Source organism: Tsukamurella sp. II2bb (assembly GCF_057815145.1).
Window position 1 is genome coordinate 184,868 of record NZ_JBYPZI010000003.1, and the last position, 21,664, is coordinate 206,531.

Consider the following 21,664-nt stretch of genomic DNA (forward strand, 5'->3'; position numbering starts at 1 on the left):
CTCAGCGCAGCCTGCGCAGCAGCGCCGGCAGGCTCGCGCGGGCCTGCGCGGCACGGAGTTCTTCGACGGCGTCGATCCGCCCGAGCCGGAAGGCGATCGCCGGATCGGTCGTCTCCGCCGCGAGATCGGCCACCGCGCCGCGCGCGATGGTGGCGTCCTGGAACTCGCCGAGCCGGGCCTGCACCGCCGACAGCCGCTTCACCTCGGAGCGCAGGTCACCGCGGACGACGGGATCCACGACCGCCGAGGCGTAGCGCAGCCGCTTGGCGTGCTTGCGGATCGCGTGCACGTCGTGGTCGGTGCAGGCCGGATCGGCGAGCAGGACGAGCGACTGCCGCGCGAACGAGCGGATCCGCTTGTCCAGCAACGGCGCGAGGCTCTTGGTCGCCACCTGATCCGCGCGGCCCCGCAGCGGCGGGTCGGCGACGAAGGCGTCGATCGCGTCCAGCAGGACGAAGTACCGATCCGAGTCCAGAGCCAGGTCCACGCGGCTCCAGGCGCGGGCCTCGGCCGCGCGCTGGCGCCGCGCGAGAGCGGCACCGGCGCCACCGAGTTCGCCGTCGGGGTCGACGTTCTCGAAGCGCTCCGCGAGGACCTCGGCGTCCCGGAGCGCGCCCAGGATCGAGGCCAGCAGCTTGAGCTCCGAGCTCAGCGCGGCCCGCGCCGGGCCCTCGAAGAAGCCCGAGAACTCGGTGAGCACGCTGCGCAGCTGCCGGGTGGCGATCCGCATCTGGTGGACCGCATCGTCGTTCCGTGCCCGCACCCGCGGATCCTCCCGGAGCAACTTGTCGCGGTAGGCGGCGAGGGCCGCGGTGAGCAGTTGTCCGGCGGTGGCGCGGGCGACCTTCTTCGGCAGGGCGACGGGTGCGCGCGCGACGTCGGTGTCGATGGCGCGCACCAGCTTCGACGCTGCGTCCGGTCGCTTCCCGCCGGCGGCGCGCAGCGCCTTGTCGACCACGATCGCGGTCTTGCGTCCCAGAGAGGTGTCCGGCACCTCGAACTCCCACTCGCGCCAGGACTGCTCCGGCCCGTCGGGCAGGAGCGAGACCGAGTGCACGTGATCGTCGACGAACTCGCCGAGGAGCTCTCCGTCGGCCGCGTGGCAGTAGGTGGTGTGCCGCTCGTTCTCGACGATGGCGATGGGGGCGAGGGCGCGCCCGCGCACGAGGGCGCGGACGCGTGCCACCAGTTCCGCGGGCACCTCCGCGGCGTCGCCCTCGGTGCCCTCCGACGGCGCACCCTCGTCAGCGGGCGTGCTGCCGTCGGTGGGCGAACCGCTATCGCCGAGAGGCACCGTCACCTCGCGGCGGGCGGCACCGTCGGGCAGCTTGAGGTGCCACCCGTCGTCCTTGCCGCCCGTGCGGCGGCGCAGCGTGATCCGGTTCGCGGCGAGGTCCAGGGCGTCGGTGTCGTAGTACACCGCCACCAGGTGGAAGACCTCGTCGGTCGAGACGTGGTCGACCCCGGGCAGCGCCGCGAGCGACGGCGCCGCCGTGTCGGGACCGACCTCGTACTTCGTCTCGATCTCACGCTGCTCCGCCATGTTCAGTCCTTCGCGAATCGGTCGGTGGCCTCGATGAGGGCCGATCGGATGCCGGGCTCGAAGGCCGAGTGACCCGCGTCCGGCACCATGATCAGATCCGCGGTGGGCCAGGCGCGGTGCAGATCCCACGCGCTGCGCGCGGGGCACACCACGTCGTAGCGGCCCTGCACGATCACGCCCGGAATGCCGGCCAGCTTGTCCACATCCCGCAGGAGCTGCCCCTCGTCGAGGAAGCCGCCGTTGACGAAGTAGTGGTTCTCGATCTGCGCGAACCCGGTCGCGAACCGCGGTTCGTCGGCGTCCGCCGAACTCTCCGGGGTGTTGATCAGGTGGCTGGTACTGCGCTCCCACATCGACCACGCCTTCGCGGCCCGCAGCGCCGTCTCCGCGTCGTCCGAGTGCAGCAGCCGGTGGTACGCCGCGATCTTGTCGGCCGACGGTGCCCGGTCCGCTTCCGCGAGCGGGGCGAGGTAGCCCTCCCAGTTGTCCGGATAGACATGGGAGGCACCGTCGTTGTAGTACCAGTCCAGCTCGCTGCGCCGCAGGAGGAAGATGCCGCGGAGTACCAGCTCCGTGACCCGCTCGGGATGGGCCTGCGCGTAGGCCAGCCCCAGGGTGGAGCCCCAGGACCCGCCGAAGACCTGCCACCGCTCGATCCCCAGGTGCTGCCGGATCCGCTCGATGTCGGCGACGAGGTGCGGCGTGGTGTTCACCGCGAGCCGCTCGGCGAGCGAATCCCCTTCGCCGGACGGCGGATCCGCGATGTGCGGCCTGGACTGCCCGCACCCGCGCTGATCGAAGACGACGATCCGGTACGCAGCGGGGTCGAAGAAGCGGCGGCAGTCGGGGGAGGTGCCGCCGCCGGGGCCGCCGTGGATGAAGACCACCGGCTTACCGTCGGGGTTGCCGCTCTGCTCGATGTAGAGGAGCTGGCCGTCGCCCACGTCCAGCAGTTCGGTGCGGTAGGCCTCGATGGCGGGATAGAAGTCGCGCATCAGAACCCGTGCTCCGGGCCGGGGAACTCACCCGAGGCGACCTCCGCCACGTACTCCTGGGCGCCGCGCAGCAGCTCGTCGCCGATGTTCGCGTACTTCTTGACGAACCGCGCGGTCCGGCCGCGGTTGAGCCCGGAGAAGTCCTGCCAGACCAGGACCTGTCCGTCGCACTGGTTCCCGGCACCGATCCCGATCGTCGGGATCGAGATCTCCCTCGTCACCTGCGCGGCCACGTCGGAGGGCACCATCTCCAGGACCACGGAGAAGGCGCCCGCGGCGTCCACGGCCTTCGCGTCGAGGCGGACCTTGTGGGCCGCGTCGTCGCCCCGGCCCTGAACCCGGTTGCCGCCCAGCGAGTTCACCGACTGCGGGGTGAAGCCGATGTGCGCCATCACGGGGATGCCGCGACGCTGCAGGAACTCGATGGTGGGTGCCATGTGTTCGCCGCCCTCGAGCTTGACCGCCTCGGCGCCGGCCTTCATCAGTGTCGCGGCGCTGCGGTAGGCCTGCTCGGGGGATTCCTCGTAGCTGGCGAAGGGCATGTCCGCCACCACGAGCGCGTACTTCGTGCCCCGGCGCACCGCCGCCACCATCGCGGCCATCACGTCCAGTTCCATCGGCAGCGTGGAGTCGAACCCGTACACGGTGTTCGCTGCGCTGTCGCCGATCAGCAGGGCGGTGACGCCGGCCTCGTCGAAGATCGAGGCGGTCATGTAGTCGTAACTGGTGAGCATGGCCCATTTCTCGCCGCGCTCCTTGAGCTCGGCCAGGTGGTGGATGCGCACCTTCTTCCGGGCCGGCGCGCTCGGCGCGCCGGAACCGCTTCCGTAGACGGGCGTTTCGCTCATTGTTGTTTTCCCTTCATGTCCCAGCCGGTCTTTCCGGTCCGGGCAGTCTCTAGGCCGGGTCGTGCCACCTGTTCGTGATCGGCATCCGGCGGTCGCGGCCGAAGGCCTTGGGCGTGACCTTCGGGCCCAGCGGGTACTGGCGTCGCTTGTACTCGGCGCGGTCCACCAGGCGGGCCACCTTCCGGATCAGGTCCGGGTCGTAGCCCGCCTCGGCGATCTCGGCGACACCCTGGTCCTGTTCGACGTAGCGGCGCAGGATGTCGTCGAGTACGTCGTAGTCCGGCAGCGAATCGCTGTCCTTCTGGCCGGGGCGCAGCTCCGCCGACGGCTCCTTGGTGATCGACGATTCGGGGATCGGCGGCGTCTCGCCGCGCTCGACCGCCACCTCGTTCCGCCAGCGCGCCAGGTCCCAGACGAGCGACTTCTCGACATCGCGGATGGGGGCGTAGGCGCCCACCGCGTCGCCGTAGATCGTCGAATAGCCCACGGCCAGTTCGCTCTTGTTGCCGGTGGCCAGAACCAGGTGCCCGTCGAGGTTGGACAGGGCCATCAGCGTCATACCGCGGCAGCGCGCCTGGATGTTCTCCTCCGCCAGACCCGTCAGGTGCAGCTGGTCCACGAAGGTCTCGACCATGTGCTCGATCGGCTCGGTGCGGTAGTGGATGCCCATCCGCTGCGCCTGATCCGCGGCGTCGTCCTTCGAGTGCTCCGAGCTGTACTTCGAGGGCATCGAGACGCCGTAGACGTTGTCGGCGCCCACCGCGTCGGCCGCGATGACGGCGACCAGCGCCGAGTCGATGCCGCCGGACATCCCCAGCGCGACGGTGCGCCCGCCCACCTTGTGCACGTAGTCCCGCGTGCCGGTGACCAGGGCCGCCCAGACCTGCGCCCGGTCGTCGAGGTGGGCCCAGTCGGTGGCGACCGGGACGAGATCGGTGGGCCGCGCGGGCAGGGGCACCTCCTGCACCGCCCATCCGTCGACGGTGCCGGACCGCTCGCGCCCGAGCGGCGTGACATCGGTGAACACGGTCGCCTCGACGAACTGCGGCCCCGGCGCCCAGTCCGAGGCGTTCGTCGCGGTGAAGGAGTCACCGTCGAAGACGAGCTCGTCCTGCCCGCCGACGAGGTTGACGTAGATCACCGGTGCGCCGCCCTCGGCGACGCGCGCCGCGACCACCCCGCGCCGCTGCGCGGGCTTGCCGACCTCGTACGGGCTCGCGTTGAGGCACAGCACCGCATCGACGCCCAGCGCGCCCAACCCGGCCACGGGACCGTCGGGCCACCAGACGTCCTCGCAGATGGCCAGGCCGAGCCGCACACCGTCGACGTCGAGGACCACCAACCGGTCGCCGGGGGTGAACCAGCGCTTCTCGTCGAAGACCCCGTAGTTGGGGAGGAAGTGCTTGTCGTAGCGGGCGACCAGCTCGCCGCCGTGCAGCACGCCGGCGGCGTTGCGCGCGCCGCCCGTGGGGTTCGTGCTGGTCTCGGGCGCGTCGGGATCGCGGTCGAGGAAGCCGACCACCACGATGAGGTCCCCGCAGCCCGCCGCGTCGAGCGACCGGGCGAGCTCGTGCACCGCTTCCCGGGAGTCGACGGCGAAGGACCGGCGGAGCAGCAGGTCCTCCACCGGGTAGCCGGTGAGGGCCATCTCGCCGAAGACGGCGACCTGCGCGCCGCGCTGCGCGGCGTCCCGGGCTGCGGCGGTGATCCGAGCAACATTCGCGTCCAGATCACCCACGACGGGGTCGATCTGGCACGCCGCGACACGAAGGGGCGTCATGGTTCAACCCTAGCGTCCCCGGGACAACGGGCGCCGCGTGGCAGGATCGGAAGGATGACGGCAGGTAAACCCCTCCTGACCGCGATCGCGGTCCTCTCTGTGACCGTGCTCGCGGGATGCTCGATCCCGATCGGAGGGTCCCCGGAGCCCGCACGCGAGTCGGCCCCGTCGAGCACCGCCACGCAGACATCGACCGCGGAGCCGGGCGTCCCCGCGTCCCTGCAGAAGTACTACGGGCAGCGGCTCGCGTGGGGGTCGTGCACGGAGATCGCGAGCGCCGACGACATCACCGAGTACGACCGGACCACGCTGCAGTGCGCGCGCCTGACGGTGCCGATCGACTACAACGATCCCTCGGCGGGGGAGACCCGGCTCGCCGTCGCGCGGGTCGCCGCGACGGGGCAGCGGCAGGGCTCGCTCCTGATGAACCCCGGCGGGCCCGGCGGCTCCGGCGTGCAGCAGGTCGCGGGCAAGTCCATGGAGCAGGGCAAGTACGAGATCGCCCGCACCTTCGACATGGTCGGATGGGACCCGCGCGGTGTCGGCGCGAGCGCCCCCGCCGTGAAGTGCTTCAGCGACAAGCAGCGCGACGAGAACCGGCTCTCGACCGTGAACTCCGACAACACACCCGCGGGCATCACGAAGCAGGAGGCCTTCAACAAGGCGCAGGCGGACCTGTGCACCGAGAAGATGGGCAAGAACTTCCTCGCGCACGTCGGCACCGCCGACACCGTCCGCGACCTGGACGTGCTGCGGTCGGTCCTCGGCGACCGGAAGCTGACCTACCTCGGCTACAGCTACGGCACCTTCATCGGGGCGATCTACGCGGAGACCTTCCCCGAGCGCGTGCGCGCCATGGTCCTCGACGGTGCCGTGGATCCGGCGCTGGACCAGATCACCTCGAACGTGCAGCAGATGGCGGGCTTCCAGACCGTCTTCGACGACTGGGCCAAGGACTGCGCCAAGTACCCCGACTGCCCGGTGGGCACCGACCCGTCGAAGGCCACCGAGCGGTACCAGCAACTCGTGCGCCCGCTCATCGACCATCCGGTCCGCGGCCAGGGCGGCCGCATGCTGAGCTACAGCGATGCCACCACCGCCACGATCCAGGCGATGTACGCGCAGCAGCTCTGGGAGCCGCTGCGGCGCGGCCTGATCGGCCTGCAGAAGGGTGACGGCGCCCTCCTGCAGCGCATCGCCGACCTGTACCTCAACCGGGACGAGCAGGGCCGGTACTCGCCGATGATGGATGCCAACACCGCGATCAACTGCGTGGACGGGCCCGCCGTCACCGACCCCGCCGAGCTGTCCCGGCTCGACACCGAGATCCGCAAGGCGGCGCCCTTCCTCGACGACGGCCGCGGCACCGGGCGGGCGGCGAAGGGCACGTGCGCGTACTGGGCCGCCGCGCCCACCCTCAAGCCGCACGAGGTGCACGCCGTGGGTGCGCCGAAGATCGTCGTGATCTCGACCACCCACGATCCGGCGACGCCCTACGAGAACGGCGTCAGCCTGGCCAAGCAGCTGGGAGCGTCGCTGATCACCTACGAGGGCAGCCAGCACACCATCTCCCTGGAGGGGAACACCTGCATCGACAACGCGGTGACCGCCTATCTCCGCGACCTCACTATCCCCGCCGAGGGGCTGCGCTGCGCGCCCTGAGTTCGCGGCGGGCACGCCGTCGTCAGAACTGACGCGAGACGACGGCGCTGGTGGCGAACCGATCGCCTCCGGTCGCGTAATGCAGGTGCACCTGGGCGTACACCTCGTCGGTGAAGTCGAAGGGGCCGTCGTCCTCGTTCAGGTACTCCCGAGGCACGTCCATGACCTTGAGGTAGTGCAGCCCGCTCCCGGTGGCGACCAGTTCGCCGCCGGGGTAGGTACCGGTGCCGCCGGCGAACCGCTCGAAGAGGACGGGGTCGTTGGTCCCCGGATCGTCGCCGCGCAGGGTGTACGTGACACCGCCGGAGCGGTTGTCGTTCATGTATCGGATGATCGTCTTCGCGTCCTCGACGCTCATCCGGAAGGTCCCCTCGACGGTGACTCGGATGTTGAAAGCGTTGGGCGCCGATACCGTGAGGTTCGCGCCCGTCGCGGGCGGCGCGGCGACGGCGGCGGCCGGGACCAGCAGGGTGGCGCCGGCGAGCGTGGCCGCGGAGGCCAGCGCGATGACGGTGCCGATGGGGGAGATGCGCTTCATGATGTCGCTCCTGGGGTGAGGTGATTTCGACCGCGTCGGTCGATGCGGATCACTCTCGCCGGGGCCGCTCGGAAGCTCATCGGGAGTCGCTCCCCATGTTCGCGCGGCTCTTCAGTCGACGATCCCCAACTCCCGTCCGCGCCGCACGGCGTCGCGCCGGTTGCCCACGCCGAGACGCGTGAGGATGGCCGAGACATGATGATCGACGGTCTTCTCGGACAGGAACAGCCGCCCGGCGAGCTCACCGTTGGTCAGGCCCGCCCCCATCAGGGCGAGTACCTCCTGCTGGCGCGTGGTCAGCCCGGCCGGATGGGCGAGCGTCGAGCGCCGGCGCCGGGCGGGTACCCCGGGCATCCCGGCGGCCCGCAGATCCCGCCGCAACTTGTCCGCCACCGCGTGCGCGCCCAGTCGGTCGAGCGTCGCCAGCCCATCGGCGACCGCTGCCGGATCCTTGCTCGCCACCCGGGCCAGGGCACCGTCGTACGCGGAGCCCCCGCGGTCGAACTGGTCGGCCGCGCCGGCGCGGTCGCCGTCGAGCCAGGATCGGTACGGAGCCGCGATACCGTCGGCGGCGGTCTCGATTCCCACCCTGGCGAGCCAGACCGCGAGATCACCGCGGGCCCATTGGACTCCGACGGTGTCCCGCTCGAGCAGAACGGGGAATCCGGCGAGGCGATCGTCCCGGACCCCGGTGAGCCACTGTTGCTCGACCAGCGCCGCCGCGGCCGGGACCACCCGGAGTGGCTCACCGTAGCGCGCCGCCAGCTCCCACGCGGTGTCCAGTTCCGCTGCGGGTTCGGCGGTCGTCCGGATCCGGATCAGGCCCCGGACCACCAGCGGCCAGAACTGCGCGAGCGGCGCCGACGATTCGTCGAGGACCGCCGACGAATCGGCGAGAGCGGCGTCCCAGTCGCCGCCGATCAGGCGCAGCCGGCTCCGCGAACCCATCTGCCATGCGCGGCACACCGGGAGGTCACGTTCGACGGTCATCTCGATGCTCCGCGCGAGGAGTTCTCCGGCGTCCCCGAGCCGGCGCTGCTCGACGTCGAGGTAGGTGAGGTTGCTGTACCCGCTGGAGTAGATCTCGTCGAGATGTGCCGGGCCGCGGGCGAGAACGCCGAGCACCGCGTCCCTCCCGGCCGGCACGCCTTCGAGCACGTCGCACACCCCGGTGATGATCGCGACCCTGGCGCGCAGCTCGTCCGCGGCCGTCGCACGGGCGATCTCCCTCGCCTGGTCGAGCGCGTCCCTCGCCCGGTCGAGCAGTCCGGACTGCATCGCCAGATGGGCCCGCATGGCGAAGGCGTGACCCAGCGCGACGGAGGCCGCACCGTCCGCGCTCGCGATCGCCCGGGAGACGTGCTCGTCCGCGGCGGACCGGTTCGCGTTGTACCAGTGGTAGACGGCCAATGCGTTGTGCAGGGCGCGGGCGTTCTCGGTGTCGCCGGCCGCCGCGCGCATCGCGAGAGCCCGCTCTCCGGCGTCGATCGCCTCGTCCAGCCGGTCGATGAGATAGCACTCCGCCGCAAGGGCTTCCAGCAGTTCCGCGTCGCCGGTGCCCGTGCCCGCCCCGGCGTCGACACCGAGTTCGTGGGAGTTCGCCAACGCCAGTCGGTAGAACTGCGCGCTCTGCCGGTGCGCGCCGGAGCGCGCGGAGTACCGCGCCGCGCTGATCGCAGCGGCTCGCAGCCGGTCCCGGTCGCCCGACGCCTCCGCGTGGTGCGCGACGATCACCGGGTCGGTGCCGCCCACGGCGTCGTACACGTCCAGGAGCCGGCGATGCAGCTCGGGCTCGGCGCCGGGCGGGATCACCTCGCGCATCGCGAGACGACACAGGTCGTGATGGAAGCCGACCCCGCGGTCGGTCCGCCGGATCAGCTGCAGCTCGTGCAGACGTCGCAGGGCCCCGGACGTCACCCCGAGGGGCTCGAGCACCGCCTCGACGATCGGTCCCGGCGCGCAGGTGAGAAGGTGCAGCACGTCCCAACACCCGGGATCCAGTCCCACCGTGCGGGCGAGGATGGCGTCGCGCACCGTCGCGGGCAGGTCGTGCCCACGGTGTTCGATCATCTGGGTCACGAAGAAGGCGTTGCCGGCGGTCAGGCGGTGCAGGTCCACCGGGTCCAGGTCGGCATCACCGACCAGCTCCGCGACGCCCTCGACGGTCAGCGGCCGAACGGCGATCGAGGTGGCGCCGGTGGTGCGCGCGATGTCGCCCAGCAGCGCTCGCACAGTGTCGTTCGACTCCTCCGTGCGGGCGCTCAGGACGACCAGGACGGGGCTGTTCCGGATCCGTCGCAGGAGGTGGCGCAGCAGGTCGGCGGTGCCCTGGTCGGCCCAGTGCACGTCGTCGATCACCAGGAGCGTGGGCTCGCTCGCCAGATCGGCGGTGATCGCATCGAAGATCTGGTACGCGTGTTCGGCGTGCGCCAGGGCCGACCGGGTCGACGCGGCGAGCCCCGCGGCGACGTCGAACACCGGGCCGAGCGGGCGCGGCGTGGTCAGTGGGTCGCACGCTCCCCACAGCACGCGCAGGCCGGACTGCGTGCGGCGCGTGAACTCCTCGAGGATCGAGGACTTTCCGGCGCCGGCCTCACCGGTCACCACGACCATGCCGCCGTGGCCCGCACGAGCCCGACTCGCCAGCGTGACCAGCGCCGACACGTCCTCGTCGCGTTCGATGAGCGTCACCTGCCGACCATACGCGGGCGTGCATCCGGCCGACAAGATCGACAGATGGGGAGGTTCTCCCGATGCCCGGGGGCGCCGTTCGGACGGAAGGTGATGGCGCACCAGTTCATCCGCACAGTTCATCCGACAGAGGAGAAGATGCCATGTCCACCACGTTGAAGACCTTCGTCATCGAGCGCGAGCTCCCCGGCGCCGGCGATCTCGACGGCGCCGCGCTGGCCGAGATCGCGAAGACCTCGAACGCCACCGCCGCATCACTGGGTGTCCCCTACGAGTGGATCACCAGCTACGCGGCGGGAGACAAGGTGTACTGCGTGCACCGGACCGACACCGAGGCCACGGTGCGCGAGCACTCCCGGCGCGCGGGTTTCCCCTGCACCGCGGTCACCGAACTGAGCACGGAGTTCGGACCGCAGACCGCCGGGTGACGGTTAGGGCGCCTACGGGCGCGGCCCGGCGAGAGCCGGGTCGCCCCGCTCCGGCGGGGCGCCCGCGGTGCCGGGCATCGTCGCCCGTCGGCGACCGGGGCCTCGGGCACGGCGCAACCGACCCGGACGGGTCGGGCATATGTAACACGCAATTAACACCTTCTCGCTTAGGGTCGACACATGGACCGGCAGCAGGAGTTCGTGCTTCGCACCATTGAGGAACGGGACATCCGCTTCGTGCGGCTGTGGTTCACCGACGTTCTCGGGATGCTCAAGTCCGTGGCGATCGCCCCGGCGGAGCTGGAGGGCGCGTTCACCGAGGGCATCGGCTTCGACGGGAGTTCGATCGAGGGCTTCTCCCGCGTCTCGGAGGCCGACACCGTCGCCAAACCGGACCCGTCGACCTTCCAGGTGCTCCCGTGGCTGAGCAACGACGGGGAGATGCACTCCGTCCGCATGTTCTGCGACATCGCCATGCCCGACGGGACGCCCTCGTGGGGCGACAGCCGGCACGTGCTGCGGCGCCAGCTCAACCGCGCCGCCGACCTCGGCTTCTCCTGCTACGTGCACCCGGAGATCGAGTTCTACCTGCTCAAGAAGGAGCCGGGGCCGAACGGCGGGCCCGTACCCGCCGACGACGGCGGCTACTTCGACCAGGCCGTGCACGAGGCGGCACCGAACTTCCGGCGCTCGGCGATCGAGGCCCTCGAGGCGATGGGGATCTCCGTCGAGTTCAGCCACCACGAGGCGGGCCCGGGCCAGCAGGAGATCGACCTGCGCTACGCCGACGCGCTGTCCATGGCGGACAACGTGATGACCTTCCGGTACATCGTGAAGGAGGTCGCGATGTCCGAGGGCGTCAAGGCGTCCTTCATGCCGAAGCCCTTCACGCACCACCCGGGCTCGGGCATGCACACGCACATGAGCCTGTTCGAGGGCGACTCCAACGCCTTCCACGACCCCGACGACGAGCTGCAGCTCTCCGCCACCGGCAAGGCCTTCATCGCCGGCGTCCTGCACCACGCGCCCGAGATCTCCGCGGTCACCAACCAGTGGGTGAACTCGTACAAGCGCCTGGTGACCGGTGACGAGGCGCCGACCGCCGCCACCTGGGGCGCCGCCAACCGCTCGGCGATGGTCCGGGTGCCGCTGTACACGCCGAACAAGTCCAGCAGCCGCCGCATCGAGGTGCGCTCGCCGGATTCGGCCTGCAACCCCTACCTCGCCTTCGCCGTGCTGTGCGCCGCCGGCCTGGAGGGCATCAAGGGCGGCTACGAGCTGCCCGAGGCCGCCGAGGACGACGTCCGGCAGATGACGGCGCGCGAGCGCCGGTCGATGGGTTTCCGGGATCTGCCCGCCAGCCTGCACGACGCGCTGCTCCTCATGGAGAAGAGCGAACTCGTCGCGGAGGCGCTGGGGGAGCACGTCTTCGAGTACTTCCTCCGCAACAAGTGGTCCGAGTGGAACGACTACCGTTCGGTCGTCACCCCGTTCGAGCTCGACCGCTTCCTCTCCCTCTAGGCCGGGGGTCGACGGTGCCGCCGACGAGTCGCGAGGTCCGCCGCCCGAGTGCGGGCCGCCTGGGTCTGCTCGACCCGAACGCCGAGGCGAACCTCACCTCGCTCGGGTGGGCGAACGCCGAGTGCGCCGACGTGTTGTGGGCGCTCTCGCGCGCCGCCGACCCGGACTGGACGCTGCGCGCCCTGGTGCGGCTGCGCGAATCCGCCGGCGAGGAGTGGGCGGAGATCGGTGAGCTGATCCGTTCCGACACCACCTTCCGCGGCAGGCTCTTCGGGCTGCTCGGCGCCTCCGATGCGCTGGGTGACCACCTGATCAGCCACCCGTCCTCATGGCGGCTGCTGCGGGACACCGCGCCGCTGCGCTCGCGCGACGACCTGATCGACGCGATGCTCGCCACCGTCGACGCCGTGAAGGTTCCGGGGCGGCGCGACGACGACCTGCTCTACCGTGCCGCGGTGACCGGGGGCGCGGCGATCGCCCGCCTCCGGGACGGGTACCGCGACCTGGTGATGGTCCTCGCCGCCCGCGACCTCGCCGAGCTGGTCGAGAACGAGCCGACGCTGCCCTTCTCGATCGTGGCCGCGCATCTCGCCGATCTCGCCGACGCGGCGCTCACCGCGGCCCTGTCGGTGGCGGTGGCCACCGCCTTCCCCACCAGCGATCCGACCGGCCGCCTCGCGGTGGTCGCGATGGGCAAATGCGGTGCGCGGGAGCTGAACTACGTCTCCGACGTGGACGTGATCTTCGTGGCGGAGCCGGCCGACGGCCCGTCGGCGCGGCTGGCCGGGGAGATGATGCGGATCGGCTCCGCGGCGTTCTTCGACGTGGACGCCGCCCTGCGCCCCGAGGGCAAGGCGGGCAGCCTCACCCGCACGCTGGAATCGCATGTGACGTACTACAAGCGGTGGGCGAAGACCTGGGAGTTCCAGGCGCTGCTCAAGGCTCGCCCGCAGACCGGTGACATGCAGCTCGGCTACGACTACCTCGCCGCGCTCAGTCCCATGGTGTGGGAGGCGGCCGAGCGCGAGGACTTCGTGCAGGACGTGCAGGAGATGCGACGCCGGGTCGAGGAGAACATCGCGCCGGCGCTGCGCGAGCGTGAGCTGAAGCTGGGGCGCGGCGGCCTGCGCGACGTCGAATTCGCCGTCCAGTTGCTGCAGCTGGTGCACGGCCGCACGGACGAGACGCTCCGCGAGCGGAGCACCGTCGACGCCCTGGAGGCGCTCACGACGGGCGGTTACGTGGGCCGGGACGACGGTGCCAACTTCACCGCGTCGTACGAGTTCCTGCGGCTGCTCGAGCACCGTCTTCAGTTGCGGCGCATGGAGCGCACGCACCTGTTGCCCCCGCCCGATCACGAGGAGGCCTGGCGCTGGCTCGCCCGTGCCGCGCACATCCGGCCCGACGGTGACCGGGACGCCGCCGGCGTCCTGCGGGCGGAACTCAAGCGGCAGTCGGCGCGCGTGCGGAGGCTGCACACCAAGCTGTTCTACCGGCCGCTGCTGGATTCGATCGCGAACCTCGACGCGGATGCGGTGAGCCTGACCGACGATGCGATCGTCTCCCGGCTGGGCGCGCTGGGCTTCCGGCAGGCGCAGCACGCCCTCGCGCACCTCAAGGCGATGGCGGACTCCTCCCGGCGCGGCCGCATCCAGACCATCCTGTTGCCCACGCTGCTGGAATGGCTCAGTGAGACCCCGAACCCCGATGCCGGGTTGCTGAACTACCGCAAGCTGTCCGAGGAACTGCGCGACGTCGAGTGGTACCTGCGCGTGCTGCGCGACGAGTCGGTGGTGGCGCAACGCCTGATGACGGTGCTGGGCTCGTCGACCTTCGTGGCGGAGCTGCTGGCGCGGTCGCCGGAGGTGATCCGGCTGTACTCCGACGGTGCCACCGGCCCCAAACTGGTGGAGACCTCGCCGCAGGAGGTGTACAACGGGATGCTCGCCGCGGTCAGCCGCGCGCATCACCGGGACCGTGCGATCGCGGTGGCGCGGGCCATGCGGCGCAGCGAGATCGCCCGCGTCGCCTCCGCCGACATCCTCGGCATGATGACGGTGCCCGAGGTGTGCGCCGCGCTGTCCTCGGTGTGGGGTGCCGCGCTCGATGCGGCGCTCGTCTCCGAGGTCGCGACGTCCGTGGCCGAACGAGAATCCAGCCGTAGCGCCTACCCGGCCGGCGCGCCCGCACGGATCGCGGTGATCGGCATGGGACGCCTCGGCGGCCACGAGATCGGCTACGGCTCCGACGCCGATGTGCTCTTCGTGTGCGTGCCCAACGAGGGCTACGAGGAGACGGACGCCGTCCGGTGGTCGAACCTGGTGGCGGATGCCGTGCGGACCCGGCTCGGCGCACCGTCGGTCGATCCCGGCCTGGAGGTCGATACCGGGCTGCGGCCCGAGGGACGCAACGGTCCCGTCGTGCGGACGCTGGCGGCGTACCGGGCGTACTACCGGCAGTGGGCGCAGCCCTGGGAGGTGCAGGCGCTGCTGCGCGCCACCCACGTGGCGGGCGACAAGGACATCGCGCTGGAGTTCCTGCACATGGTGGACGAGATCCGCTACCCCGAGGGCGGCGTCTCGGCCGCGACGGTGAACGAGTTGCGGCGCATCAAGGCCCGCGTGGACTCCGAGCGCCTGCCCCGCGGCGCGGACCCGGCGACGCACACCAAGCTCGGTCGCGGCGGGCTCTCCGACGTGGAGTGGACCGTGCAGCTCGAGCAACTGCGCCACGCCAGCGACGTTCCCGCACTGCGCAACACGTCCACGCTCGAATCGCTCGACGCGATCGGCGCGGCGGAGCTGTTGCCCGAGTCCGACGTGGCGCTACTCCGGGAAGCGTGGCTCACGGCGACCCGGGCCCGCAACGCGCTGTTCCTGGTGCGGGGCAAGCCCATCGACCAACTGCCGGGACCGGGCGCGGTGCTCTCGAACGTCGCGTACGTGGCAGGGTGGCGCGGCTCGTCCCTGGACTTCCTCGAGGACTACCTCCGCACGACGCGACGCGCCCGGGCCGTGGTCGACCGGGTGTTCTGGGGCGAATAGCCCCTCTCCGGGCAGGATGGACCCATGGGGATCATTCTGCGGACCGTGGCGAGCATCGTCGGCACGCTCTCGCTGTTGGCCGCGCTCGCGACGATCGGGCTGCACTTCTGGCCGGGGGAGCAGAAGGCCACCGTTGCGGCTGCTGCGATGGTGCCGGTGCTGCTGCTCGGCACGCTGACCCTCGCTCTGGTCTGCCTGCTGTTCGCGCGGGCCTTCCTCCGGCTGGTGCTGGCGATCGCCGTGGCCGCCGCGGCGGTCTGGGTGCAGGCGCCGCTGTGGCGGAGCGGGCCGGCGCCCACCGGGGCGACCCTGACGGCGCTGACCGCGAACATCCAGCTGGGCCGCGGCGACGTGGGCCAGCTTGCGAAGCTGGTGCGCGACAACGCGGTCGACTTCCTCGCGGTGCAGGAGGCGACCCCGGACGCCGTCGCGCGGATCGCCTCGTCGACGATCGCGACGGACCTACCGCACTCCTTCGCCCACCCCGCCGAGCTCGCCTACGGTACGGCGCTCTACAGCCGGCACCCGCTCTCGAGCACGGCGACGGTGCCGGGCTTCGCGCTGGCCGCGCTCACCGCCGTCGCGGCGGTGCCGGGCCGGGGCGATGTGCAGCTCTTCGCGCTGCACCCCGTGCCGCCGTTGGTGCCCTCCGACTGGGCGGACGAGTTGAAGAAGATCGAGGCCCTCCTGCAGGGCGTGCCCGAGCCGCGGCCGGTGATCGCGCTCGGCGACTACAACGCGACCTACGATCACGTGCAGTTCCGCCGGCTCCTGAGCGGCGGCTACCGCGACGCCGGACAGCTCGCCGGCGTGGGCTTCACGCCCACCTACCCGACCGACAAGCCCTATCCGCCCCTGGTCGGCATCGACCACATCCTGCTCCGCGGCCTCGGTGCCGCGGATGTCACGACGCATGAGATCTCCGGTGCCGATCACCTGGCGGTGCTGGCGCGGGTGGGTTGAGCCTTCCGGGGTGAGCGCGACGGTGAGGGCTATGCCACGCGCAGTTCCAGGCACTGCGCCACGTCGAACATCCGGAGCGTGCGCCGGGCGCGGGGCGGGAGTTCACCGACGATGTCGGCAGTGGCGACGATCCGGGGATCGGTCGCCGTCATCGCTACGCCGTGCCGCAGCAGGTCGACGGTGCCCGCCGCTCGGATGTTGCGGACCCAGTCGGTATCGGAGCCGTAGGGGAGGGCGATGATCACCGCGCCGCGGTCCGTGGCGAACGCGTCGACGGGAGTCTCATACGCCTTGCCGCTCCGTCGACCGACGTGGCGTACCACCGTGCGCGTCGAATCGGTGGACTCGGCGGCGTGCACGGCGCGCGGATTGGTGAAGTCCCGGTTGATCCGGCGCACGACGTCGAGGACCGGGCGGATCCGGAAGCGGATGCCTGCGAAGATGACCGCGACCGCTGCGAGCGGGAGAAGCACCACGGCTCCGATGACGAAGGACAGTACGCGCATGACGCCTCCTGGTTGGTTGTGCTCCCAGTCTTGTCATGTGGCGTCGGCGGCGCCTCCGGTGAATCCCTGAGATCTGTTCACGTTCACCGGCGCGGTTACCGGCGTTCGCCAACTCAGTAGATGCGGTCAGGAAGGGGCCGGCTACGACGCGGAGAGGATCTTGACCACGAAGATGATCGTGTCGCCGCCCTGGATCTTTCCGTCTGGGGTGCCAGACGGGTAGCCGTCCATCGGTCCGACCGCTACTCCCACCGTGGTCCCGACCTTCTGCCCGGCGATGGCCTTCTTGAAGCCCGGGATCACGCCGTCGAGAGGGAAGGAGGCGGGCTTGCCGCGGTCGTAGGTGCTGTCGAAACGGTCGCCCGTGCGGCCGTTCACGCCGAGGTAGCAGACGGAGACGGTCGCCGTGTCCGCGACTACGGCACCGTCGCCGGGCGGGTTGAAGGCCTGGACGTGGGTCTGCTCCACCGCGAAGGGCTTCTCGACGGTGATCTGCGGCGACGCCGTGTCGGTGGGGCCGGTCACCACGATCGAGCCGGTCTGCCCCTGGTAGGTCCAGTCGGGGGAGTTCGCGGTGCTGGGCGCCCCCGTCGGGCAGGCGGCGGCCGCATCCTTCGCGCCGCAGGAGGTCAGTGCCCCCGTCGCGAGGACGGCGGTGACGGCGACGAGGACGGAGCGGGGAGCGCACATGGGATATGAACCTACCGGTTCGCCGCAGCCGCGCGGCAAGGGTCCCGGCTTGAGCACGGGCGGGGGTTGCGGGCTGCGACGAGGCTACTCGGGATCGGGGCGGGCCGAGGACTCGCCGAGGTTCTTCTCGTCCTGCCGGCGGCTCATCTCCGCGGTGGGAATGACGAGCACCTCGCCGTTGGGGAGCGTCGCGCTCACCCGTGGACGTTCCGGGCCGCGTGGGCCGGCTCCCGACCGGTCCACCACGTCGTTGCCCTTGAGTTTCACCTCGAACATCGTCGCCTCCTCTTCTCCCTCGACGATACGCGCGGCGGCGCGGGGGAGGAGGGACCGTCGGGCCCCCGAACGCAGGCCGGCCCCGCACCGTCGAACGACGATACGGGGCCGGAGAGTCCCTACGACTTACACGTCGTAGTACAGCTGGAACTCGTACGGGTGCGGGCGGAGGTTGACCGGGGCGATCTCGTTCTCACGCTTGTAGGAGATCCACTCCTCGATCAGGTCCTCGGTGAAGACGCCGCCGGCGGTGAGGTACTCGTGGTCCTCCTCCAGGCGATCGATCACGGCGGACAGCGAGGTGGGGGCCTGCGGAATGCCCTTGGCCTCCTCGGGCGGCAGCTCGTAGAGGTCCTTGTCGACCGGGGCGTGCGGCTCGATCTTGTTCTTGATGCCGTCCAGGCCGGCCATCATCATGGCGGCGAAGGCCAGGTACGGGTTGCCCGAGCTGTCGGGGCAGCGGAACTCGATGCGCTTGGCCTTGGGGTTGTTGCCCGTGATCGGGATGCGCACACAGGCCGAGCGGTTGCGCTGGCTGTAGACCAGGTTGATCGGGGCCTCGTAGCCCGGCACCAGGCGCTTGTACGAGTTGATCGTCGGGTTGGTGAACGCGAGCAGCGACGGGGCGTGGTGCAGGATGCCACCGATGTACCAGCGCGCCAGGTCCGACAGGCCGCCGTAGCCGGCCTCGTCGTAGAACAGCGGCTTGCCGTCCTTCCACAGCGACTGGTGCGCGTGCATGCCCGAGCCGTTGTCACCGAAGAGCGGCTTCGGCATGAACGTGACGGTCTTGCCCTCCTGCCACGCGGTGTTCTTCACGATGTACTTGAACAGCTGGACATCGTCGGCCGCGTGCAGCAGCGTGTCGAACTTGTAGTTGATCTCGGCCTGGCCGCCGGTGCCCACCTCGTGGTGGCCGCGCTCGAGCGTGAAGCCGGCGTTCTGCAGGTTGGTCGAGATCTTGTCGCGCAGGTCCACGTAGTGGTCGTACGGCGCGACGGGGAAGTAGCCGCCCTTGGCGCGGACCTTGTAGCCGAGGTTCGGCGAGCCGTCCTCCTCGAGGGGGCGGCCGGTGTTCCAGGAGCCCGAGATCGAGTCGACCTCGTAGAAGGAGCCGTTGATCGACGAGTCGTAGGAGACCGAGTCGAAGATGTAGAACTCGGCCTCGGCGCCGAAGAAGCAGGTGTCGGCGATGCCGGTGCTGAGCAGGTACTCCTCGGCCTTGCGCGCGATGTTGCGCGGGTCGCGGCTGTACGCCTCCCGCGTGAAGGGATCGTGCACGAAGAAGGAGATGTTCATCGTCTTCGCAGCGCGGAACGGGTCGATGCGCGCGGTCGTGACATCGGGAAGGAGCATCATGTCGGACTCGTCGATCGACTGGAAGCCGCGGATCGACGAGCCGTCGAACGCGAGGCCGTCCTCGAAGACGCTGTCGTCGAACGCCGACGCCGGGATCGAGAAGTGCTGCATGGTTCCCGGCAGGTCGCAGAAGCGGATGTCGACGTACTCGACGTTCTCCGTCTTCAGGTAGTCGAGAAGTTCCTCTTTGGTAGTGAACACCTGTTACTTGCTCCTTCGTCGTCCGGCGGTGGGGCTTCGCGGTCGTACCGCTCGCACCACCACCGAGGTTACGAGATGGAACGTTATGGACGAGGTGTTGCCCGAGAACTAACGCAATGTTTCAGCGGTGTTACACATCGGCGGACCTCTCCGGAATCGAGGATCGACCGCCCCACGTACCCTGGGGCCATGCGTCGAGAAACGGGTTCATGGCTGTCCGGTGCCTCCGCGGCACTGCCGGAGGGCTCGCACGGCGAGTACCGGGGCGAGGCGCTCGGGCTCCCGCGTGACGGTGTCGGGTCGGCCGCCGGGTCGGGGCGGCGGGTGCTCGCGTTGTTCCTGGACTGGGTGCCGTCCGCGCTGATCGCCGTGGCGATCATGGGTCCGAGTCGCGTCTTCGGTGGGGAGCCCACGGCCTTCGACACGCTGGCGCTGGGGATCTGGTTCGTGGTCGGCGTCCTGTCGGTCACCCTCTTCGGGTTCACGCCCGGGCAGTTCTTCGCGGGCCTGCGGGTCGCCCGGATTGAGAACCCGCAGATGCGGGTGGGTATCGTCCGCGCGCTCGCCCGCAATCTGCTCATCGTCTTCATCGTCCCGCCGCTCATCCAGGACGTGGACGGCCGCGGTATGCAGGACCGGGCCACCGGCACCGTCGTCGTCAAGAGCCGGTAGCAACCCGACGAAGGCCCCGGAACGGGCTCGGGGCCCGCGATGCGGGCCCCGAGGGGATCAGTTCGAGCCGGTCTTGCGCCGGACGGTGCGCTGCACGCTGCGCATCTTGGCGCCCTGCGGCAGCGGGCCGCGGGGCATCTGCGCGCCGCCGCTGCGGCTGGACAGTGCCGCCAGTCGCCCCTCGAGCTCGTCGATCTTCTTGCCGTTGATGTTCGCCGGGAGCTTGTTCAGGTTCTTCTGCAGCTGGCGCAGCGGGACCTGGCCCTCGCCGTTGCCCACGACGAACTCGTAGATCGGCGTCTGGCCGACGACCCGTGCCGTCTTCTTCTTCTCCTGCGCGAGAAGGCCCTTGATCCGGCCCTCATTGCCCTCGGCCACGAGGATCACGCCGGGCTTGCCGATCACGCGGTGCACCGCGTCGGCGTGGGTGGTGCGGGCGACCGCCTGCGTCACGCGCCACGAGCCGCGCATGTTGTCCAGCGCCCAGCCGGCGGCGCCGAGCTGGCCCTCGTTCTTGCTGTAGACGCTGCGCTCGAGCCGGCGGGTGAAGACGATGAACGCCCCCAACGCGCCCAGCAGCAGGCCGAGGACGAGGAACATCCACCAGGGCTGGCCGATGAGGAGACCGAGGGCGATCGCCAGCACGACGGCGCCGACGAGCACCCCGACCATGATCGGAACCAGCGCCTTGTCTTCCTTGCGCTGCATCTGGAACGCCTGCCACATCTGCTTGCGACGTTCCTTCGAAGCGGCCCTGCGTACCCGCTTCGCCTCGGCCTTCTGCGCCTTGAGCTTGTCGGCCGCTGCCTTGTCCTGTGCCATGTCTCCCAGCTTAATGTTCTACTTCGCGGCGGCCGCGAGGCGCTCCAGTACGGACGTGGCCTCCTGCGCGGCGTCGCCCTCCGTGGTCAGATGCGCCATGTTCTCCGGGATCGGACGGCCGTGGTGCGCCATGGCCTTGGCGTAGAGCTTGCCCGCGCGGTAGGACGAGCGGACGAGCGGCCCGGCCATGACGCCGGCGAAGCCCATCTCCTCGGCGGCCTGCGTGTGCTCGACGAACTCCTCGGGCTTGACCCACCGCTCGACGGGGTGGTGCCGCGGCGACGGCCGCAGGTACTGGGTGATGGTGATGATGTCGCAGCCCGCGTCGTGCAGGTCGCGCATCGCCTCCGTCACCTCCTCGGGGGTCTCGCCCATCCCGAGGATCAGGTTCGACTTGGTGACCAGGCCGAAGTCCCGCGCCTGGCGGATCACGTCGAGCGAACGCTCGTAGCGGAAGGCCGGGCGGATCCGCTTGAAGATGCGCGGCACCGTCTCCAGGTTGTGGGCCAGGACCTCGGGGCGCGACTCGAAGACCTCCGCCAGCAGCTCCGGCTTGGCGTGGAAGTCGGGGATCAGGTTCTCGACGCCCGTGTTCGGGTTCAGCTTGTGGATCTGCCGGACCGTCTCCGCGTACAGCCAGACGCCCTCGTCGGGCAGGTCGTCGCGCGCCACGCCCGTGATCGTCGAGTACCGCAGGCCCATGGCCTGGACCGACTCGGCGACGCGCCGCGGCTCGTCCCGGTCGAGCTCCGCCGGCTTGCCCGTGTCGATCTGGCAGAAGTCGCACCGCCGGGTGCACTGCTCACCGCCGATGAGGAAGGTGGCCTCGCGGTCCTCCCAGCACTCGTAGATGTTGGGGCAGCCCGCCTCCTCGCACACCGTGTGGAGGCCCTCGCGCTTGACGAGGCCCTTGAGCTCGGTGAATTCAGGGCCCATCTTCGCGCGCGTGCGGATCCAGTTCGGCTTGCGCTCGATCGGGGTCTGTGCGTTACGGACCTCGAGGCGGAGTAGCTTGCGGGGGTTCTCCGGGGTACTCACCCGGTCCATGCTACGCCCGGCCCCGCCGCCCGACGGTGGCGCGGGTCACGCGCGATGGCTCCGGTTTATTTGATGATCTAATCTCAT

Annotated in this window: 18 protein-coding genes; 6 read left to right on the top strand and 12 right to left on the bottom strand. The window is 70.5% G+C overall.

The genetic code is table 11. From position 1 onward, the window contains the following. Position 1: 1 nt before the first annotated feature. Genes AC21LY_RS09440 through AC21LY_RS09455 form a run of 4 tightly spaced genes read right to left on the bottom strand, consistent with a single transcriptional unit; the run spans position 2 to position 5,166 of the window. On the bottom strand, positions 2–1,543 hold the full coding sequence (locus AC21LY_RS09440; RefSeq protein WP_489046198.1) for a CYTH and CHAD domain-containing protein: 1,542 nt from the start codon (positions 1,541–1,543) through the stop codon (positions 2–4). Between the two features lie 2 nt (positions 1,544–1,545). Further along, entirely contained in the window at positions 1,546–2,538 is a 993-nt protein-coding gene (gene pip, locus AC21LY_RS09445; RefSeq protein ID WP_489046199.1) for a prolyl aminopeptidase, read from the bottom strand. After that, positions 2,538–3,386: a 3-methyl-2-oxobutanoate hydroxymethyltransferase gene (panB, locus tag AC21LY_RS09450; protein WP_489046200.1), complete on the bottom strand. Its 849-nt coding sequence runs from the start codon at positions 3,384–3,386 to the stop codon at positions 2,538–2,540. Before panB ends, pip begins: the two co-directional genes overlap by 1 nt. Before the next feature lie 49 nt (positions 3,387–3,435). Continuing rightward, the gene (locus AC21LY_RS09455; RefSeq protein WP_489046201.1) at positions 3,436–5,166 is read right to left on the bottom strand and encodes an NAD+ synthase; all 1,731 of its coding nucleotides are present in this window, start codon (positions 5,164–5,166) and stop codon (positions 3,436–3,438) included. Positions 5,167–5,220: 54 nt separating this feature from the next. On the opposite strand from AC21LY_RS09455, the gene AC21LY_RS09460 reads away from it, so the two are divergent. Beyond that, positions 5,221–6,828, top strand: coding sequence for an alpha/beta hydrolase (locus AC21LY_RS09460; RefSeq protein ID WP_489046202.1), 1,608 nt, complete (start codon positions 5,221–5,223; stop codon positions 6,826–6,828). 22 nt (positions 6,829–6,850) lie between these two features. Here the strand turns inward: AC21LY_RS09460 and AC21LY_RS09465 are convergent, their stop codons facing one another. Both AC21LY_RS09465 and AC21LY_RS09470 read right to left on the bottom strand, forming a co-directional pair. Beyond that, a complete protein-coding gene (locus AC21LY_RS09465) occupies positions 6,851–7,366 on the bottom strand; it encodes a hypothetical protein (RefSeq protein WP_489046203.1) in 516 nt (171 codons plus the stop codon). A gap of 111 nt (positions 7,367–7,477) precedes the next feature. Further along, the gene (locus AC21LY_RS09470; RefSeq protein WP_489046204.1) at positions 7,478–10,057 is read right to left on the bottom strand and encodes an AAA family ATPase; all 2,580 of its coding nucleotides are present in this window, start codon (positions 10,055–10,057) and stop codon (positions 7,478–7,480) included. A 143-nt stretch (positions 10,058–10,200) separates the two neighbouring features. Between AC21LY_RS09470 and AC21LY_RS09475 the strand changes: the two genes are divergently transcribed. From AC21LY_RS09475 to AC21LY_RS09490, 4 genes are all read left to right on the top strand, one after another. Continuing rightward, complete coding sequence (locus AC21LY_RS09475) at positions 10,201–10,485, top strand: DUF4242 domain-containing protein (protein ID WP_489046205.1); 285 nt, start codon at positions 10,201–10,203, stop codon at positions 10,483–10,485. Positions 10,486–10,665: 180 nt separating this feature from the next. Continuing rightward, positions 10,666–12,006 (top strand): glutamine synthetase family protein, encoded by a 1,341-nt coding sequence (locus tag AC21LY_RS09480; protein ID WP_489046206.1) that lies wholly within the window; start codon positions 10,666–10,668, stop codon positions 12,004–12,006. Positions 12,007–12,020: 14 nt separating this feature from the next. Beyond that, a complete protein-coding gene (locus AC21LY_RS09485; protein ID WP_489046207.1) occupies positions 12,021–15,050 on the top strand; it encodes a bifunctional [glutamine synthetase] adenylyltransferase/[glutamine synthetase]-adenylyl-L-tyrosine phosphorylase in 3,030 nt (1,009 codons plus the stop codon). Positions 15,051–15,074: 24 nt separating this feature from the next. Continuing rightward, positions 15,075–16,013, top strand: coding sequence for an endonuclease/exonuclease/phosphatase family protein (locus AC21LY_RS09490; protein WP_489046208.1), 939 nt, complete (start codon positions 15,075–15,077; stop codon positions 16,011–16,013). Between the two features lie 29 nt (positions 16,014–16,042). On the opposite strand, the gene AC21LY_RS09495 is transcribed toward AC21LY_RS09490, so the two are convergent. The 4 genes from AC21LY_RS09495 to glnA all read right to left on the bottom strand — a co-directional run bounded on the left by AC21LY_RS09495 (position 16,043) and on the right by glnA (position 19,045). Next, entirely contained in the window at positions 16,043–16,519 is a 477-nt protein-coding gene (locus tag AC21LY_RS09495; RefSeq protein ID WP_489046209.1) for a nitroreductase family deazaflavin-dependent oxidoreductase, read from the bottom strand. Positions 16,520–16,660: 141 nt separating this feature from the next. Next, a complete protein-coding gene (locus AC21LY_RS09500) occupies positions 16,661–17,209 on the bottom strand; it encodes an FKBP-type peptidyl-prolyl cis-trans isomerase (protein WP_489046210.1) in 549 nt (182 codons plus the stop codon). Between the two features lie 84 nt (positions 17,210–17,293). After that, positions 17,294–17,485: a hypothetical protein gene (locus AC21LY_RS09505; RefSeq protein WP_489046211.1), complete on the bottom strand. Its 192-nt coding sequence runs from the start codon at positions 17,483–17,485 to the stop codon at positions 17,294–17,296. A 126-nt stretch (positions 17,486–17,611) separates the two neighbouring features. Continuing rightward, positions 17,612–19,045 (bottom strand): type I glutamate--ammonia ligase, encoded by a 1,434-nt coding sequence (gene glnA, locus AC21LY_RS09510; protein ID WP_489046212.1) that lies wholly within the window; start codon positions 19,043–19,045, stop codon positions 17,612–17,614. A gap of 189 nt (positions 19,046–19,234) precedes the next feature. Between glnA and AC21LY_RS09515 the strand changes: the two genes are divergently transcribed. Then, complete coding sequence (locus tag AC21LY_RS09515) at positions 19,235–19,717, top strand: RDD family protein (protein ID WP_489046213.1); 483 nt, start codon at positions 19,235–19,237, stop codon at positions 19,715–19,717. 57 nt (positions 19,718–19,774) lie between these two features. On the opposite strand, the gene AC21LY_RS09520 is transcribed toward AC21LY_RS09515, so the two are convergent. Both AC21LY_RS09520 and lipA read right to left on the bottom strand, forming a co-directional pair. After that, positions 19,775–20,539 (bottom strand): DUF4191 domain-containing protein, encoded by a 765-nt coding sequence (locus tag AC21LY_RS09520; protein ID WP_489046214.1) that lies wholly within the window; start codon positions 20,537–20,539, stop codon positions 19,775–19,777. A gap of 18 nt (positions 20,540–20,557) precedes the next feature. Beyond that, entirely contained in the window at positions 20,558–21,586 is a 1,029-nt protein-coding gene (gene lipA, locus AC21LY_RS09525; RefSeq protein ID WP_489046215.1) for a lipoyl synthase, read from the bottom strand. Positions 21,587–21,664 lie beyond the last annotated feature (78 nt).

Bases quoted from the DNA above. Each gene is read 5' to 3' on its own strand.
- panB (WP_489046200.1), bottom strand. From the start codon at position 3,386: ATGAGCGAAACGCCCGTCTACGGAAGCGGTTCCGGCGCGCCGAGCGCG.
- AC21LY_RS09515 (WP_489046213.1), top strand. From the start codon at position 19,235: ATGCGTCGAGAAACGGGTTCATGGCTGTCCGGTGCCTCCGCGGCACTG.
- AC21LY_RS09500 (WP_489046210.1), bottom strand. From the start codon at position 17,209: ATGTGCGCTCCCCGCTCCGTCCTCGTCGCCGTCACCGCCGTCCTCGCG.
- AC21LY_RS09490 (WP_489046208.1), top strand. From the start codon at position 15,075: ATGGGGATCATTCTGCGGACCGTGGCGAGCATCGTCGGCACGCTCTCG.
- AC21LY_RS09520 (WP_489046214.1), bottom strand. From the start codon at position 20,539: ATGGCACAGGACAAGGCAGCGGCCGACAAGCTCAAGGCGCAGAAGGCC.
- pip (WP_489046199.1), bottom strand. From the start codon at position 2,538: ATGCGCGACTTCTATCCCGCCATCGAGGCCTACCGCACCGAACTGCTG.
- AC21LY_RS09480 (WP_489046206.1), top strand. From the start codon at position 10,666: ATGGACCGGCAGCAGGAGTTCGTGCTTCGCACCATTGAGGAACGGGAC.
- AC21LY_RS09465 (WP_489046203.1), bottom strand. From the start codon at position 7,366: ATGAAGCGCATCTCCCCCATCGGCACCGTCATCGCGCTGGCCTCCGCG.
- AC21LY_RS09505 (WP_489046211.1), bottom strand. From the start codon at position 17,485: ATGTTCGAGGTGAAACTCAAGGGCAACGACGTGGTGGACCGGTCGGGA.
- lipA (WP_489046215.1), bottom strand. From the start codon at position 21,586: ATGGACCGGGTGAGTACCCCGGAGAACCCCCGCAAGCTACTCCGCCTC.
- AC21LY_RS09460 (WP_489046202.1), top strand. From the start codon at position 5,221: ATGACGGCAGGTAAACCCCTCCTGACCGCGATCGCGGTCCTCTCTGTG.
- AC21LY_RS09440 (WP_489046198.1), bottom strand. From the start codon at position 1,543: ATGGCGGAGCAGCGTGAGATCGAGACGAAGTACGAGGTCGGTCCCGAC.
- AC21LY_RS09475 (WP_489046205.1), top strand. From the start codon at position 10,201: ATGTCCACCACGTTGAAGACCTTCGTCATCGAGCGCGAGCTCCCCGGC.
- AC21LY_RS09495 (WP_489046209.1), bottom strand. From the start codon at position 16,519: ATGCGCGTACTGTCCTTCGTCATCGGAGCCGTGGTGCTTCTCCCGCTC.
- AC21LY_RS09455 (WP_489046201.1), bottom strand. From the start codon at position 5,166: ATGACGCCCCTTCGTGTCGCGGCGTGCCAGATCGACCCCGTCGTGGGT.